The 16685-nt window shown below is 70.0% G+C and carries 13 protein-coding genes; 3 read left to right on the plus strand and 10 right to left on the minus strand.

The window, feature by feature from the left end; translation table 11 throughout:
• Positions 1-52: 52 nt before the first annotated feature.
• Positions 53-1069, minus strand: a complete 1017-nt coding sequence (locus IE255_RS27520) for a LacI family DNA-binding transcriptional regulator (RefSeq protein WP_190053067.1) — start codon at positions 1067-1069, stop codon at positions 53-55.
• Between the two features lie 487 nt (positions 1070-1556).
• Here IE255_RS27520 and IE255_RS27525 point away from each other — a divergent pair, with 487 nt between their 5' ends.
• The gene (locus IE255_RS27525; RefSeq protein WP_190053068.1) at positions 1557-5210 is read left to right on the plus strand and encodes a LamG-like jellyroll fold domain-containing protein; all 3654 of its coding nucleotides are present in this window, start codon (positions 1557-1559) and stop codon (positions 5208-5210) included.
• Positions 5211-5499: 289 nt separating this feature from the next.
• On the opposite strand, the gene IE255_RS27530 is transcribed toward IE255_RS27525, so the two are convergent.
• The 8 genes from IE255_RS27530 to IE255_RS27560 all read right to left on the minus strand — a co-directional run bounded on the left by IE255_RS27530 (position 5500) and on the right by IE255_RS27560 (position 12108).
• The gene (locus IE255_RS27530) at positions 5500-6885 is read right to left on the minus strand and encodes an NAD-dependent succinate-semialdehyde dehydrogenase (protein ID WP_190053069.1); all 1386 of its coding nucleotides are present in this window, start codon (positions 6883-6885) and stop codon (positions 5500-5502) included.
• Positions 6882-7319 carry a cupin domain-containing protein gene (locus tag IE255_RS27535; RefSeq protein ID WP_190053070.1) on the minus strand — a complete coding sequence of 146 codons (438 nt, stop codon included), beginning with the start codon at positions 7317-7319 and terminating at the stop codon, positions 6882-6884. The genes IE255_RS27530 and IE255_RS27535 overlap by 4 nt, the downstream gene beginning before the upstream one ends.
• 21 nt (positions 7320-7340) lie before the next feature.
• On the minus strand, positions 7341-7643 hold the full coding sequence (locus tag IE255_RS27540) for a putative quinol monooxygenase (protein ID WP_190053071.1): 303 nt from the start codon (positions 7641-7643) through the stop codon (positions 7341-7343).
• Positions 7640-8710, minus strand: a complete 1071-nt coding sequence (locus IE255_RS27545; protein ID WP_190053072.1) for an Ldh family oxidoreductase — start codon at positions 8708-8710, stop codon at positions 7640-7642. The genes IE255_RS27540 and IE255_RS27545 overlap by 4 nt, the downstream gene beginning before the upstream one ends.
• Before the next feature lie 120 nt (positions 8711-8830).
• Positions 8831-9556 (minus strand): GntR family transcriptional regulator, encoded by a 726-nt coding sequence (locus tag IE255_RS27550; RefSeq protein WP_190053073.1) that lies wholly within the window; start codon positions 9554-9556, stop codon positions 8831-8833.
• A gap of 97 nt (positions 9557-9653) precedes the next feature.
• Positions 9654-10937, minus strand: coding sequence for a YcaO-like family protein (locus IE255_RS27555; protein WP_190053074.1), 1284 nt, complete (start codon positions 10935-10937; stop codon positions 9654-9656).
• A 66-nt stretch (positions 10938-11003) separates the two neighbouring features.
• Positions 11004-11126, minus strand: a complete 123-nt coding sequence (locus IE255_RS39985; protein ID WP_267974881.1) for a hypothetical protein — start codon at positions 11124-11126, stop codon at positions 11004-11006.
• A 418-nt stretch (positions 11127-11544) separates the two neighbouring features.
• Positions 11545-12108: a cysteine hydrolase family protein gene (locus IE255_RS27560; protein WP_190053075.1), complete on the minus strand. Its 564-nt coding sequence runs from the start codon at positions 12106-12108 to the stop codon at positions 11545-11547.
• Between the two features lie 393 nt (positions 12109-12501).
• On the opposite strand from IE255_RS27560, the gene IE255_RS27565 reads away from it, so the two are divergent.
• Together IE255_RS27565 and IE255_RS27570 are read left to right on the plus strand one after the other, a co-directional pair.
• Positions 12502-12855: a hypothetical protein gene (locus IE255_RS27565; RefSeq protein ID WP_190053076.1), complete on the plus strand. Its 354-nt coding sequence runs from the start codon at positions 12502-12504 to the stop codon at positions 12853-12855.
• Between the two features lie 113 nt (positions 12856-12968).
• Positions 12969-13553, plus strand: coding sequence for a DinB family protein (locus IE255_RS27570; protein ID WP_190053077.1), 585 nt, complete (start codon positions 12969-12971; stop codon positions 13551-13553).
• A gap of 235 nt (positions 13554-13788) precedes the next feature.
• On the opposite strand, the gene IE255_RS27575 is transcribed toward IE255_RS27570, so the two are convergent.
• The gene (locus IE255_RS27575) at positions 13789-16644 is read right to left on the minus strand and encodes an AfsR/SARP family transcriptional regulator (RefSeq protein ID WP_190053078.1); all 2856 of its coding nucleotides are present in this window, start codon (positions 16642-16644) and stop codon (positions 13789-13791) included.
• Positions 16645-16685 lie beyond the last annotated feature (41 nt).

Here is a 16685-nt window from a genome sequence, read left to right on the forward strand (position 1 = left end):
TATGCCCGTGTTGTCGTGGTCGGAAGTGGGACGGAGGCCGGGGCCTTCGGCTTCAGAAGGTGCCGAGCACGGGTCCGGTGCTGGCCCGCAAGGAGATCGGCGGTGCGAGCAGGTGGTGCCGGGGCGACGCGTCGGGGTGGTCGAGCCGCTCGACGAGGAGGTCGACGGCGCGGCGTCCCATTTCCTCGGCCGGTACGTCCGCCGCGGTGAGCTGCGGGGTCACCGTCTCCGCCCAGCGGCCGGCCACGACCCCGGTGACGGAGAAGTCGCGCGGCACATGGCGGCCCGCCTGCGCGAGCCCCCGGTACAGGCCGCCCAGGGCAGCCTCGTTCAGCGTGACCAGGGCCGTGGTGGCCGGGTCGTCGTGCAGGATCCGCTCCAGGCAGGCCTGGCCCGATGCGGCGTCGTCCCCGCAGCAGTACGTCCGCACCGTCAGCCCGCGCTCGGCCGCGGCCTTGGTGAAGCCGTCCAGTCCCCGGTGCGCCGACTCGTACCCCGCCCGCAGGAGCTGCTCGGGCCGGTTGACGAAGGCGACCCTGCGGTGGCCGAGGTCCGCCAGGTGGTGCACGCACGCCTCCACCAGCGCGGTGTGGTCCAGGCCCACCCACCAGCCGTTCTCCGGGTGTGCGGTGCGGCCGATGGCGACGGAGGGGAAGTCCAGCGCGGCCAGGTGATCGACCCGGTCGTCCTCCAGCCTGATTTCCATCAGGATCGCGCCGTCCACCCGCCGCTCCCCCAGCAGCCGCTGGAACGAGCGGTCGCTGTCCACGCCGCTCGGCGAGAGCAGCACGTCGTAGTCGTAGGCCGCGGCGGCCTCCACCACACTGCCGATGAAGTCGAGCTGCATGCCGGTGTAGTGGTTGCCGGCCGGCGGGAAGACCAGGCCGATCGTGCTGGTGCGGCCGTTGGCGAGGGCGCGTGCGCTCGCGTTGGGCCGGTAGCCCAGTTCGTCGATGACCCGCTGGATCTTCGCGCGGGTCTCGTCCGACACCGGGCGCTTGCCGCTCAACGCGTACGACACAGTGCTCCGCGAGACACCGGCTCGCCGGGCGATCTCACCGATGTTCAAGGAGAACTCCTTCCTCGAACCGGTTCGATGCTCCCAAGGGGGCAGAGCGTCCGACTCGCGGGGGTGCTGGGATGAGGAGAGAACAACCACCGGTCGTCGAACCGGTTCGGTGAAGTGAAGGTAGGAACAAGCCGGACGCCTGTCAACACCTGAAACGACACTTCTTGTGCAGCACGGGAATCCCGGACGATCCGGGACTGCGCTTGCGTCAGAGGCATTGCCGGGAGATTTCCCCGGTGCTAGCTTCCTGCGAACCGGTTCGATGAAGCGATCCTTCCGGCGACCGGGGCCCGCTCCTCCCCAGCCCTTGCCGTGCGGAGCGCCGACACTGCCACCTGGACAAGCCCCTTACCTCTGGGGCCCAAGTGATCGATCCGGTTCGACACCACGTCATCCCGGAGCCTCCTCGCCGGTGCGGCCATGCGCACGAGCATCCGGCCGAGGCGGCCGACCGGGACCCGTTACTCAAGGATTGAGGACGCGATCCATGCCATCCGCTGACAGATCCGCCCGGCGCCGGGCATCGGCCGCCGTGGCCCTGGCGCTCGGCGCCGGCGTACTGGTCGCGCCGGCCGCCCCCGCACAGGCGGCCGACACGCCCCGGCCCACGGCCCGCTACACCTTCGACGAGGACGACCTCGCGTCCGGGAAGATCATCGACACGTCCGGCAACGGTCTGACGGCGAGCCTGGTGAACGGCTCCACCGCCCGGTCCGTCGAGGGCCCGGACGGCGGCAAGGCGCTCGCCCTGCCCGGCGGGGCACCCACCTCCGACGGCGCGTACGTCCGCCTGCCCCGCGAAGTGGTCGGAGACGCGACCGACCTGACGGTGTCCGCCCGCGTGAAGTGGAGCGGCGACACGTCGTCCTGGCAACGGATCTTCGACCTCGGCACCAACACCACCAAGTACCTCTTCAGCACCCCGTACAACGGCAACGGGCTGTTCCAGACCTCCGTGACCACCGGCGGAGGCGGCGCGGAGGACCAGGTCCGCGGCTACGCGGCGCTCCCCGCGAACGAGTGGCGGACGGTCACCGTCACCCTCGACACCACCGCCGGCCGGCTCACCACCTACCTCGACGGCGTGGCGGTCGCCTCCGCCGCGACGCCCATCAAGGCCAGGGAACTGCTGGACGGCTCGGCCACGGCCGCCGGCTACATAGGCAAGTCCTTCTGGCCGGACCCGCTGCTCAAGGGCGCGATCGACGACTTCACGGTGTGGCACTCGGCGCTGAGCGCCGAGCAGGTGGCCGGTACGGTCGGGGCCATGCCGACGGTCCAGGATCTCTCGAAGACATCCTTCGAGGTCCGTACGACCACCGGAACCGCTCCGTCCCTCCCCACCGCCGTCCGCGCCTCCTTCTCCGACGGCTACGACCGCGATCTGCCGGTCACCTGGGACGCCGTACCGTCCGACCAGTACGCCCGGCCTGGTTCCTTCACGGTGTCAGGCACGGCAGCCGGACGTGACGTCAAGGCGACGGTCACCGTGGTCCGCGAGGGGCAGCTCACCGTCGACCTCGGCTCGGACACCGGCGCGTTCCACGGCGGTGCCTCCGGCACGCTCTACGGCGTGTACGGACCGGACGTCCCCAGCAACAACCTCATCGAGGGCATGGGCCTGCGCACGGTCTCCACCAAGGCGCAGGACGGCCCGCAACACCCCGGTGCCGACGCGCTGGAGGTGGTGAAGCCGCTGGCCGACTCCACCGACGGTGACGTCTACATCTACATGACCGACATCCACCGCGGGTTCCCGTACGAGTGGCCGGGCGACTCCCCCGCGGAGAAGCTCAAGCTCTACGAGGAGAAGATCGCCAAGCAGGTGGACCAGGTCCTGCGACTGCCGAAGCAGTACCAGGACAACATCGTCTTCGTGCCGTTCAACGAGCCCGAGGGCAACATGTTCGGCACCGGCCAGTGGAGCTACAACAAGGTCAGCTGGCTCAACGACCCCGACGACTTCTTCGCCGCCTGGGACAGCGCCCACAAGCTCATCAAGGGCAAGATGCCCGACGCGCGCATCGCCGGCCCCAACACCAGCGTCCTCTACGACCAGGTGAAGGGCTTCCTCGCACACACCCTGGCCGCCGGCACCGTCCCCGAGGTGATCACCTGGCACGAACTGAGCCACCCCGAAGCGGTACGCGCGAGCGTCGCCAAGTACCGGGCATGGGAGAAGGAACTGTTCCAGGGCACCGACCGTGAGGGCACCCAACTCCCCGTCAACATCAACGAGTACGCCTTCAACTACCACACCTCGGTCCCCGGCCAGATGATCCAGTGGGTGTCCGCGATCGAGGAGTCCAAGGTGGACGCCGACATCGCGTACTGGAACATCGACGGCAACCTCTCCGACTCAGCCGTGCAGTCGAACCGCGGCAACGGCCAATGGTGGCTGCTGCACTCGTACGCCTCGATGAGCGGGCACACGGTGACGGTGAACCCGCCGTTCCCCGGCGAGAACTACACCATGCAGGGCGTCGCCACCCTCGACGAGAAGAAGAAGCAGGCACGGCTGATCTTCGGCGGCTCCGCGGGCAAGGGCCACATCACCTTCGCGGGCGTTCCGAAGAAGCTCTTCGGAAAGAGCGTGCACGCCTGGGTGCGGGAGATCGAGTGGACCGGGCAGGTGGGCGATTCCTCCGGCCCGAAGCTGCTCACGGAGACGAACCTTGAGGTCGGTGACGACGGCGAGGTGGTCGTCGACTTCGGCGACGGCGCGCTGCCGAAGCTGAAGGAGTCCTCGGCGTACGAGATCGTCCTCAGCCCGGCCGGTGAGGCGAAGGGCACGCAGTCCCCGTCCACGCGCTGGCAGGGCTCGTACGAGGCGGAGGACGCCGCCCACACCGGATCCGGCTGGTCGAAGAACGGCCCCGAGGGCTCGCCCCGCGACGTGTCGAAGTTCTACACCTCAGGCGGCTACAACGTCGGCGGCCTGCGCACCGGCTCGGACGTCACCCTCGACTTCACCGTGGACGTGCCCGAGGACGGCACCTACGACCTGAGCGTCTTCGCCAACTCCCTCAACACCTTCGACAAGGTGAAGGAGCAGGGCCCCACCAACGTCTTCCTGCGCGTGGACGGCAAGGCGGACAGCGAGCAGGAGCTGTACCTGCCCCTCGGCTACAAGTGGGTGGTCTGGGACCACACCGACACCAAGGTGAAGCTCACCAAGGGCAAGCACACCCTGACTCTCGCCGCGAAGAGCGCCGACGGCAAGGGCGTCACCAAGGGCGACGCCATCGTCGACCGCCTCACTCTCTCCCTCCCCGAGGCATCCTCGAGCACCCAGGTGTACGAGGGTGAACTGGCCTGGCTGGACGGCGGGGCACGGCCCGTCTACGACCTGCCGAAGCGGCCGGACACGGGATCGGGCGCGGCCCGGCTCAAGAAGGGCCAGACGGCCACCTTCTGGGTCTACTCCCCCGCCGACCGCGAAGCCACCCTCAGGATCGACACCCTCGGCGGCACGGACGCCCGCGTCTCCGTCAACGGCCAGAGCGTCCTGCGCCTGGACAAGGGCGGGAACAGCGTCGCGGTCTCCCTGTCCGGCGGCGTGAACAAGGTGACGGTGACCGGGGGTTCGTCGACCACCCTCGTCGACCGCCTGACGGTCACCCCGACCGAGGGCACCCTCACGGCGCGTACGTACGAGGCGCAGGACGCCACCCTTGCCGGTTCGGCCACGCTCAGCCCGCTCTCGCTGGCCACGGACGGCACCGCGATCACCGGCATCGGCGGTGACCCGGGCAACGGCAACACGGCCACGTTCACCGTCGCCGCGGACAAGGCGGGCCTGTACGCGCTGCGGATCCGCTACTCCAACCCCGAACAGTCCCCGGCCACCCACTACAACCCTGACCCGCTCGCCCGCCACGCCGACCTCTCCGTCAACGGCGGCGAGCCGCGACGCGTCGGCTTCCCGCACACCTTCCACCAGAACAACTTCTGGGAACTGACCGTCCCGGTCCAGCTCAAGAAGGGACAGAACACGCTCACCTTCCGCTCCGAGGAACTGCCGAACTTCGACGGCACGACCTACGCCTCGGAAACCTTCCCCGGGGTGCTGCTCCGCTCCCGCTACGCGCCACTGATCGACCGGATCACGGTCGCGCCGTACGCGAAGAAGGTGCGATGAGGTGATCGGCGTCCGCGGCGAGGTGACACACCCGAAGACCGGGTAGCGGAGCACCGCATCCCGCCGCCGGGGCACGCCCACCTCGCCACCGACACCGCGAGCAGGCGCCCGGGCCCGTCAGACCGACGGACCCGGGCGCCGCGCTGTTCGAAGCCCGCAACGCCCCACGCCTGCCGCCGAGGCCACGGACAGCGCGGGTGTCAGGGGCTGTGTACGGGCAGCACGAGGACCTGTCTGCCGGTGGGTGGCAGACAGGTCCCGTGAGGTGTTCCGGCAGGGCGTGACCCGGTCAGGCGGTGACCCAGTAGGTGCGGGTGTTGGTGAACTCGCGGATGCCGGCGGCGGCCAGTTCGCGGCCGTGGCCGCTGCGCTTGGTGCCGCCGAAGGGCAGACGGGGGTCGGAGGCGACGATCGCGTTGACGAAGGCCGCTCCGCTGGTGATACGGCGGGCGAGGGCGACGCCACGGCTCGGGTCGGCCGTCCAGATGCTCAGGCCGAGCCCGTACGGCGTGGCGTTCGCGAGCCGTACGGCGTCCTCGTCGTCCCGGGCGACGGCGATGGCGGCGAGCGGGCCGAAGGTCTCCTCGTCGAAGGCGGGCATTCCCGGGCCGGTGTCACCCAGGACGGTTGGCTGGTAGAAGAAGCCGTCGCCGGGCAGGGGCCTGCCGCCGGTCAGGAGGCGGGCTCCGGCGGCGACGGATTCCTGCACCTGCCTGTGGATCGCGGCCCGCAGGTCATCGCGGGCGAGCGGGCCGACCTGCGTCTGACGCTCGCGGGGGTCGCCGACGCGCAGGGCTTCGACACCGGCCACGAACGCGGCGGTGAACGCATCCGCCACGGAGGCGGCGACGATGAACCGCTTCGCGCATACGCAGCTCTGCCCGGAGTTGGTGAAGCGCGCCTTCACCGCGGCCGCCGCGGCCACTTCGACGTCGGCGTCGTCCAGGACCACGAAGGCGTCCGACCCGCCCAGTTCCAGCACGGACTTCTTCGCCGCGCGCCCGGCCGCCGAACCGACGGCCGCGCCGGCCCGGTTGCTTCCGGTGAGGGTGACGGCCGCGACGCGGTCGTCATCGATGAGCCGCGCGGTCACGTCGGGCACGTCGGTGTCGGCGATCACCAGTGTGGTCACCAGGTGCTCGGGGAAACCGGCTGCCACGAAGAGGTCCTGGAGTGCGAGCGCGCTGCCGGTGACGTTGGAGGCATGTTTGAGCAGGACGCCGTTGCCGGCCACCAGGGAGGGGATGGCGAAGCGCATGACCTGCCAGACGGGGAAGTTCCACGGCATCACGGCCAGGACGAGTCCGGCGGGCTCGTAGGCCACCCAGGCTTGTGCCCCGTCGATCTCGACGCGCTCGTCGGCGAGGATGCCGGGGCCCTGCCGGGCGTAGTACTCGGCCGTGACGGCCGACTTCTCGACCTCGCCCTCGGCCTCGCCGACCGGCTTTCCCATCTCGGCGACGGCCAGGGAAGCGAGATGGTCCTTGTGCTCGCGCAGGGTCTGAGCAAGGCGGTCGGCGCGCGCGGCCCGCTCGGTGACCGGCACCAGGGCCCAGGCACGGCTCGCGGCGTGGGCCCGTGCCACAGCGGTCTCGATACGGTCCGCGTCCCAGCCTTCGTACGTGGCGGTCGGCTCACCGGTTGCCGGGTCGACGGTCTGCAGGATGCCGCTCATGCGGTGGGTGCCCCTCCCCTGTCGTGCTCCGAGAGGTGCTCGAAGGTCTCGCCGGTGGCGGTGATGGTGCGGGTGACGTCCCGGCCGCCGTAGACCCAGTAGATCCGCATGACACCCTCGCCGCGGTTGAAGAAGCGGTGCGGTGTCCCGGCCGGCACCCAGGTGGCCTGGCCGGGCTCCAGGTCGAAGAACTCGCCGTCGATCTCCGCGGTCGCCTCGCCTTCGAGGATCAGCACGGACTCCTCGACGTTGTGGCTGTGCAGGGGCAGGCCGGTGCCGGGCTGGAAGACGGTCTGGCCAGTTGTGATGACGGCCTTCTCCGAGTTCCACTTGCCGACGTAGGGGAGGGTGGCCACACCGCCGCCGCGGTCGAAGCGTTCGACCTCGTCGGGGTGGATGAGCAGATTCGGCTCGGTGGGGTGGTCGGTGCACATGGAAGCTGCCCCTTCAGGAGTTCAGGAGTGGTGGAACAGGCGCCGGGAGAGCGTGTTGACCTGGCTGCCGGGGACGACGTACTTCTCCGCGGCCTCGCGCCAGACCTTGAAGTGGGGTGCGGCGCGGTGGGCCTCTACGGCGGCCTCGTCGTCGTAGATCTCGTGGAAGACGAAGTGGTGGTCGTCGGCCAGGTCGCAGACGACGTCGAAGTAGCGGCAGCCGGGCTCGTCGGTGAAGGAACGCTCGGCGTTCTCCTCGATGGCCTTGAGGAAGTCTTCACGGCAGCCGGGCACGACTTGGAGGGACACGGTCAGGGCGATCATGCGGGCAACTCCTGGGGAGTGACGGAAAGGGGCAGGGGTACGGCGGTGGCGTCGGCGATCCGTGCGAGGGCGGCCCAGGTGTCGTCGACGAGCGTGATGCCCTCGGTGCGCAGCCGCTCGGCGGTGCGGATCTCCGGCTCACCGGGGACGAAGATCTCGTCGGTGCCGGGCGCGGTCGGGGTGGACTTGGTCTCCTCGATCAGGGCTTCCATCCGCTGTTCGAACTCGGCCGGGTCGGCCATCGACCCGATGTCGACGCACATCAGCAGATGGCCGACGCCGCTGCGGCCGGTGGACCGGTAGGGGCCGACGACCGCCGAGCCGAAGGAGCTGCCGGTCAGCACGCCCGCCAGCACGTCGAACATGAACGAGATGGCGTAACCCTTGTGGCCGGCCATCGGCAGGATCAGGCCCTCGATCGCACGCCGCGGATCGGTCGTCGGCACGCCCGCGGCGTCGGCCGCCCAGCCCTCGGGAATCGGCTCACCGCGCTCCTTGGCGTGGTAGATCTTGCCGCGCGCCACGGCTGTGTTCGCGATGTCCATCACGACCGTGCCGTAACGGCCGCCAGGGGCGGCGATCGACCACGGATTGGTGCCGACTCGCTTCTCCGTGCCGCCCCAAGGGGGCATCGCCGGGCTGGCGTTGGTGGCCAGCAGTGCCACGCAGCCCTGCTCGGCGGCCCTGCGCGTGAAGTACGCCGCGGTCCCGAAGTGACCGGAGTTGCGGACGGCGACCGCGCTGATGCCGTGCCGACGGGCACGCTCCACGCCCAGGGCCACCGCGCGGTCGGCGAGCACCTGACCGAGACCGTCACGGCCGTCGACCACGAGGACGGCGCCGTTGTCGCTGACGACTTCCGGGTCCGCGACGGCCGTGGTGGCCCCGCTCGCGAGGCGGTCGAGGTACCAGGGCAGGCGCAGCATGCCGTGGGACGCGTGTCCCCACAGCTCCGCGGTCACCAGCGTGTCCGCGAGCAGACGGGCGTCCGCGGGCGGAACGCCGTGTGCCTCGGCGGTGGCGGCGGCGAAACCCAGCAGGTCGGCGGCGCCGACGGTATGCGGCATGAGGCGGCCTCCCGTATCGAGACGTAATGTATCCACTCCTGTATACAGCACGCCTCGCGGAGAAACCACAGGCCGGAAGGCGCGAGGCTCAGGCGCCGTCGTCGGACGTGAAGAGGTGTCTCAGCCTGCGACGTCCAGCGACACATCCGTACCGAGTGTCAGATCCTGGCTGGTCAGACTGTCGATGAGTGCCTGCAGGGTCTGCGCGAGGTGGTGCCGGCAGGCCGCCTCCGCCGCCTGGGCGTCCCCGTGCGTGACCGCCTTCAGCATGGCGCGGTGCTCCTCCAGCGAGGTCAGCATGCGACGCGGGCCGCTGTGCGAGAGGTGTCGCAGGCGTACGGTCTGACTGCGCAGGTCGCGGATCGTGCGGGCGAGGTAGGGATTGCGGCAGGCCGCGATGACCGCCTGGTCGAAGGCCTCGGTGATGTCGTAGAACTCCTGGTACGAGCCCGCCTGCGCGGCGGAATCCAGCGCGCGGAAGGACTCGTCGAACACCTCCAGCCGCTCCAGCAGTTCACGGAACGGCGCCAGCACCCGCTCGTCGGCCGAGCCCGCCGTGGCGACCGAGGCGGCCGCCCGGGGCTCCAGCAGCATCCGGAACTCGAACAGGGCACGCACGCCGCCCAGGGAGATGGCGGCCACCCGGGCCACCTCCCCCGGCACGAAGTCGACCAGCCCTTCCCGGGCCAGCCGCCGGATCGCCTCCCGGACCGGCGTCCGTGAAGCCCCCAGCTCCTCGCCCAGCTGGACCTCACTCAGCTTGGCCCCCGGCCGCAACCGCAGTGACTCGATGTCACCCTTCAGCCGCTCGTAGACCGCCTCGCTCTTGCCAGTCGCCCGGGCCACTACCACACTCCTGTCTACCGATCCGCGCACCCGCCTGTATACAGGCTAGGTCATGGAGGGCACCCGGTGCCGTTCCGTTGTTGCCGCAGCCGATGGGTCAGGTCGTCCGTCGGTCAGCGCATGGCCGGCCGGTCCCGCGTGCGTTCAGCGCGCGTCGGCCCGGCAGGACCGGGGTGCCGTCGGTGACCAGGACGAAGCGCTCGGCGCCGGGGACGAGGACGTTGACCACGGCCAGATGACCGGTGACGTGGTGCTCGCGGGCCCAGGCGGCCATTCCGCAGGCGCGGAAGCGCTCCAGGAGGCGCGTCAGGTGCTCGGCCGGAGTGGCGGGGCTGGGGGTGTCCGTGAAGGGGACGGTGCGGGCCGAGGAGAGGCGGGTGGAGAAGTCGGCGAGGTGGCAGCGGTGCAGCGCCGGGTACTTCTCGGTGCACGCCTTCGGCCGGCGCACCGTTCCGGGGCGGGCGGTGAGCACGGAGTGGATCTGGACGAGTTCGCTCAGGGCCCGTTCGGCGGCGTAATGGGCCGACAGGGAGGAGCCCGCGCCGCGCAGCCGTGCCGCGGCAGCGGGTGGAGCGGGGGTGTAGGCCCAGTAGGCAGGGATGCTGAGGTCGGTGGTCATTTCCAGCAGGCTGACCGGACCGGCGACGCGGTCCTCGGCATCCTGGTGGAGGGCGGCGAGGTCGGCGGGGAGGGTATTCGGGTCCACCACCCGCAGGGGCGCGGGGCGGGGAGTGAGGAACTGCCGCGCCAGCAGCAGTGACATGGCGTCCCGCTCGTTGATCTCGTTCAGGGCGTGGACCAGGGCGTCCGTGACGGTGGCGCCTGCGGCCCAGCCGTTGTTCATCGAGTAACGCCCGGCCGCCTCGTACGGGTAGTGGTCGCCGAGCGCTCCGCGCCGGTGGGCGGACGCGCTGATGTAGCCGGGCACGTTGTAGAAGAGAGGAACGTCCGTCGGGTCGCCGTCGCCCAGCGGCCGGTACGGCAGGCAGGCCAGCGGAAGGTCCGGGCCGTCGGCCAGGGCGGTCATGACCGCCTCGCCACCCAGCGGGCCCTCGGCGAGTTGCCGCGGGCGACGCAGCACGAGCTGTGCGGGCGGGGGAAGAGTCCCGCAGAGGTGATGCTCCAGCGCCTCGAAGACCGCCCCCACCCGGGCGGCTGGCTCCTCGCCCTTCCCGGCTCCGTAGCCCTGCGGCACGGGCACACCGTCCCGCTCCAGGGTGCACCACCACGCACCGGGCCGCTCCCGTGGCAGCGGCTCCAGTCGGGCTGTCAGCCCCAGCTCGGCCACGGCGGCCGATCCGTGCCGCAGGGCCGTCTCCAGATCGGCCTCACGTTCACCACGCTGACAGTTGACGGCGGACGGAGCTGAATGAGGGAGCATCAAGTCGCCTTCCTCTGGGCAACTATGCGGCGGTCCGGCCGCGGTGCGAGGCCGGACCGCCGCCGGTCAGGCGTCGGAACTCTCCGACTCGCCGGGCTCCGCCTGCTGTTCGATCGCCGCGAACAGCGTCTCCTCACCGTCCGTGATCAGGTTGTTGGGCCCTTCCGACATCCAGTCGCCCGCTCCCATGAACCTCTCCCTTCACAGCGCAGCGGCCAGGGCTTCCGGCCGCACCTTGACGTGGCCTGGATGCCCTCGCGTGGAGCAGGAAAAACGGTCACGGACGGCTGTCACCGGAAGGTATCGAGGCTCGAACACGCAGATGCGGCGCATGTCGGTGCCCCGGCATGGCGCGTGTGGGAGCGCACGCCGCCCCATCCCTCATCCGTCCTTGCTTGACCCCCCGCCGTATCTGCCGATTGCTGCCCCCCTCCTAAGCGTCAGCGGGGCCCGCTCGCCGAGGCGGGCGTTGGGGGCGGATCTGCCTTTGGACGAGGGGCACGAGACCTCGGTGGAGGAACCGCATTGGGGAAGTGCGTCGAGCCGTCCGTCCCGCCATCGAGGGAGTCTCTTGCACCGCACGCGAGGGGTCCCGGACGGCCTCCCGCTATTGCAGTGCGATGGCTTCGAGCCAGTCCTCGACGGCGACGACATCTGCCCACTGCGGGAACAGCTTCTCGATGAGCATCTTGTGCACCTCGGGGTCGGTGTCGAGGCAGGCATCCGCCAGGACGGTGAGGCCGAAGTCCAGATCGATGGCGTGCCACAGGGTGGACAGCACCACAGCGCTGGTGGCGATGCCGGTGAGAACGAGGCTGTCGATATCGCGAGCCCTGAGCACCAAGTCGAGGTCGCTGCCCGAGAACGCGCTCCCCCGCCTCTTGGTGACCACCACGTCGCCCTGCTGGGGCGCAACATCGTCGTGAATCTCGGTGCCGGGGGCGCCCTCGGTGAACAGGCCGGCCCGCACGGCGTTTGTCATCACCCTGTTGCGAGGGCTGACCTCCGGATCGCCCGGCCGTAACCCCATCACCACGTAGATCACGGGGATGCCGGCAGCCCGGGCACCGTCGATCGCCCTGCGCAAGCGCGGCAGATATCCAGAACCGTCATCGGCGATGGCCACGACGTCCCGTTGGACGTCCATCACCAGAAGTGCGCTGTTCGCCATGCTTGCCGTCCCCTTCTCCATTGGGAAACAAGAGCAAGTCTGGTGGATCAACCGAACCGCGGTGGAGGTTTCGGAGATCCTCGTCAGCGTCGCGCCGCAGTGCGCCCATGACCGGTGTCACGTGCTTAAGCGCTGTCGCCCGTCAGTTGCGAAGCCAGGGCGGTTTCGGCGAGCGCGCCGACGAACGGCAGGTCCTCGCTGACGAAGCCTGCGGTGCTGTTGGCCAGGGCATGAAGGAGAGCGGCTGCTCCACCCACCGACGCCACCGAACGCGCCGCCGCCTGCCCTGTCAGCTACACACCCGTCCCGTGAAAGGCCCGGCCCCGGGCCGGCAACCTCTTGCTCCGGAGGCTGAGCTGTGGCTGACTGGCAGCGGCGCCGAAGGAGTGGGGCATGGGCAACTGGGTCGTGATCGCGGAGTACTACAGCGACGTGTACAGGACCGAATTCATCTGCCGTGGGCTGGAAACGAAGGACCAGGCGCTGAAGGAACTTCGTGCCGCCCTCCACACGTATGTGCCGAGCAAAAACATCATCGAAAAGCGGCGTCACGTGTACCGCTTCGCCGACCAGGAGAGTTACCTGGTGGTGATCAAAGGCAAGCTGACGGAGTGGGAGTGCAGCCTGCGCATCGCGGAGCTGGTCTCGGACTCGACCGACCCGACCGTAGCCAAGCGGGCGCAGACGGGCGACGGCGCGGCAGAGGTGGCTGAGGGGCCGCAGGACGGGATCCCGCCCGGCTACTGAGCAGCGGACCGCAATCCGCTCAAGCCAGTCGCCCCACTGAAACCGCGGCCAGTCGTTGCGGACCACGTACGGGATCTTGAGACCACGAGCAGCCCATGGCAAGCTCATGCCACATGATCGATGAATTCGCGAAAGACAACCTGTACGGGAGACTGCGGCGGGACCGCAAGGCGCTGCTCTGGAAACTCGACGGCTTGTCCGAATACGACGCCCGCCGACCTTTGACAGCGACCGGGACCAACCTCCTCGGCCTGGTCAAACACGTGGCCACCGTCGAGGCCAGGTACTTCGGCGAGGTCTTCGACCGCCCTTCCCCGGAACCGCTGCCCCGGTGGCAGGACTCCGACGGCAGCGATCTGTGGGCGACCGAGGACGAGACCCGCGATCAGATCATCGGGTTCTACCGGCGCACATGGGAACACTCGGACGCGACGATCAACGAGCTTCCCCTCGACGCCCCCGGCCACGTGCCGTGGTGGCCGGAGCCTTATGCCGACACGAACCTGTTCGCCGTCATGGTCCATGTCCTCGGCGAGTCCATCCGCCATGCCGGACACGCCGACATCCTGCGCGAGGGCCTCGACGGCCGGACCGGGTTGCGCCCGGAACACGAGGAGCCGATCGACGAGGAAGCCCGCGCAGCCCACTGCGCGAAGATCGAGCAGGCTGCCAGGTCGGCCGCACCGGTCAAGGCTTAGAGGTTGTCTCACGTGACTTGATGTTCGTGCGGCATGATGCCGGTCGTGGGTCCTGAGCTAACGAAGCGTCTGGTTCCTGATGAACTCTGGGAGCCAGCCGCCCGCGGGCCGTGTTCACGGCATTGGTGTACGCGCTGACCAGCGGCTGTGCCTGGCGGCATCTGCCTATGGCGTCGGCTGCATCGGGCGCTGCTGGGTCGCGGCAACGGGAATCGGGAACCCGGCGCTCCGCGCGCTAACCCGCTCCGGCGAGTTCGAGGTCGTCGAGCTGGCCCTGGACGCGGTCAGCGAGCGCGTGGCGGTGCTGGTCCCGGTACATCGCCGCCGCCTCTTCCCAGGTGATGCGCGCCCGGTCGGGTCGGCCGAGCGCATGGTAGGCGTAGCCCAGGCGGTTGAGGGTGTCGGCGGCCCAGTAGTCCCCGCCGAGGGCGCGGTAGCGGGCCGCGGCGAGCTGGTAGTGGTCCACCGCTTCGAGGTGGTGGCCGGTGTGGTCGGCGATATAGCCGAGGCTGTCCAGGATGTCGGCTTCCAAAGAGTCGTGCCGGATGCGGCGGGAAAGCTTCAGTGCCGCCTCGCAGTGGGCGCGGGCCTGGTCGTAGCGTCCGAGCCGGGCGCTGTACCAGCCCACTGAGTTGAGCGCGGTGGCCTTCGTCACCGGCTGGTCCACTCGCTGGTGCAGTTGCAGGGCGCGGGTGGCGTGGTCCAGTGCCGGAGGGAGATGGTCCTGTTGCCCGTATGCCTGCGCGAGCGAGATGTGGATGCGGGCCTGAGTACCGTGGTCGTCGGCCTGCTCGGCCAGGCTCAGCGCATGCATCAGGTGCTTGGTGGCTTCCTCGTGCGCTCCGACATGGGCTGCGGCGTGTCCGAGCTGCCGATGGACCATCACATGGACATCAAGTGTGTCGTCGGGGTCGAGTGCCGCGAGGGCGGCTCTGCACATCGCCATTCTGTCGCGGACATGCCCGAGTAGGCTGTGGAAGTGGTCCAGGCTCCAGACGAACTGCCACACGAGTTGCCGCCAGCCTTGGTCGGCCGCCAGGCTCTGGGCGGCGAGCAGATTGGGCAGTTCTCCGGCGAGCCACTGCACCGCCTCGGCCTGCGTGGTCATCCGCTGCGGTCGGCAACCCGGTATGGGTTCGCGGAGTCCGGGAGGCGACTCGTGCGCCTGCATCAACGGGCGGGTCGCGCACGTGGTGTGCAGGTAGAACTCGATCAGCCGCCGTAGGGCCGCGTCCCGGTCCTCGGGCGAGAGGTCCTGGCGGCCCCGGTCAGCGGCGTACAGGCGTACGAGGTCGTGCATGCGCCATCGGCCGGGCTCGTACTGCTCGATGAGGTGCAGGCTCTCCAAGGCGCGCAACGCCGCCCGGGCCGTCGGTCCGGGCAGGTCGGCAAGGGAAGCGAGCGCGAACAGGCCGATGTCGGGGCCGGATGCCAGTCCCAGCAACGCGAACAGCCGCGCCTGTACGGGTGCCAGGGCGTTGTACGACCAGGACAGCACCTTCGGCAGGCTCGCCGTGGGCGTGTCGTCGTCGAGGACGTCCAACCTGGTCGTGGACTCACGCAGTTCAGCGGCGAGCCGGGCCAGGGGAAGTCTCGGTGCGCATGCCGCGCGGCCGACGATGATGCCCAGCGCGAGGGGATATCCGTCGCACAGGGCCAGCAGTTCGTCGACGGCGTCCGGCTCGGCGGCAGTCCGCGTGGTGCCCAGCCGCGTGTCCAGGACGCGGCGTGAATCCGCTGGGCTCAACGCCTCGAGCGCGATGGGCCGGGCGCCGTGCCGGATGGCCAGCTCGGTCAGCTTGCGGCGACTGGTGATCAGCACCACGCAGTTCGGGTTGCCGGGCAGCAGGGGGACGATCTGATCCGGGCTGCCCGCGTTGTCCAGGACCACCAGCATCCGTTTGTCCGCCAGTAGGCTCCGGTACAGGCCGGCCTGGCCGTGCAGCGTGGACGGCACGGCACTTGGGGCGACGCCCAGCGCTTCCAGGAAGCCTCGCAGGGCCGTGGTCGGTTCCATGGGTGGCATGGACGGGTTGAAGCCCAGCAGATCGACGAAGAGCTGACCGTCGGGGAAGTGCTCGGTATGGCGGTGCGCCCAGTACAACGCCAGCCAGGTCTTGCCGATGCCGCCCGCACCGGCGATCGTCGAGATGACCAGCGTGGCCGGCCACTCCGCGTCAGCGGCCAGGATCGCGTCCAGCTGGGCCAGTTCCTCCTCCCGGCCGGTGAACCCCGCTGCTCCCAGAGGCAGTTGCGCCGGAACCACCTGAGTCTGCGCCGCCTCGGCAGGTGGCAGCGCGGCGCGGGCCGCGGGCAGGGCGGCTTCGCCGCGCAGGATCGCCTGATGCACCTGCTGCACCTCGGCACCCGGATCCGCGCCGAGTTCCTCGACCAGTCGGTTCCGCAGGTCGGCGTAGCAGGCCAGCGCCTCCGGGCCGCGCCCGGCAGCGTGCAGTGCCCGCATGAGCGCCACGGCGAACGGCTCGACCAGCGGATGCTCGGCGAGCAGACCGGTCATCGCGCCGATCACCTCCGCATGACGGCCCATGAGAAACTCGGCATCGGCCCACGCCACCACCGCCTCGATGCGCTGCTGTTGCCAGCTGTGCCGGGTGCGCTGCGCCCACGCACCGGGCAGCTCCGCCAGCGGCTCACCGCGCCACAGCTCGAGCGCCTCACGCAGCATCGCGACCCGCTCGGCAAGCGCGCGGTCGGCACCGCGGGCCTGTTCGACCAGTTGCCGAAACCGGTGCACGTCGACCCGGTCGGGCGGTACGTCGAGCAGGTAGCCTCCAGGACCGCGCCGCAGCTGCGGTCGCGCGGCAGCACCGTCCACGCTCTCGCACAGGGGTGCGGCCATGCCTGCCAGCGTCCGGCGGACCCGGGCGATGTGGGCGTACAGCGAGGGGCGTACCTGAGCGGGCAGGTCCTGCCCCCAGACCCGGTCGATCAGGGTCTCCGCCGTCACCCAGCGGCCCGCGTCCGCCAGCAGCGCCGCCAGGACCGTGCGCTGCTTGGCCGGCCCCGGGTCCACGGCCGCGCCGTCCGCGCCACGTAACTCGACCGTGCCCAGCAGCAGAAAATCCGTCATGCGCTTCCCCCCGAGGTCACTCCGGACAACCCCGCCTACGG

The organism is Streptomyces lomondensis (genome assembly GCF_014651035.1).
Lineage (GTDB): Bacteria > Actinomycetota > Actinomycetes > Streptomycetales > Streptomycetaceae > Streptomyces > Streptomyces lomondensis.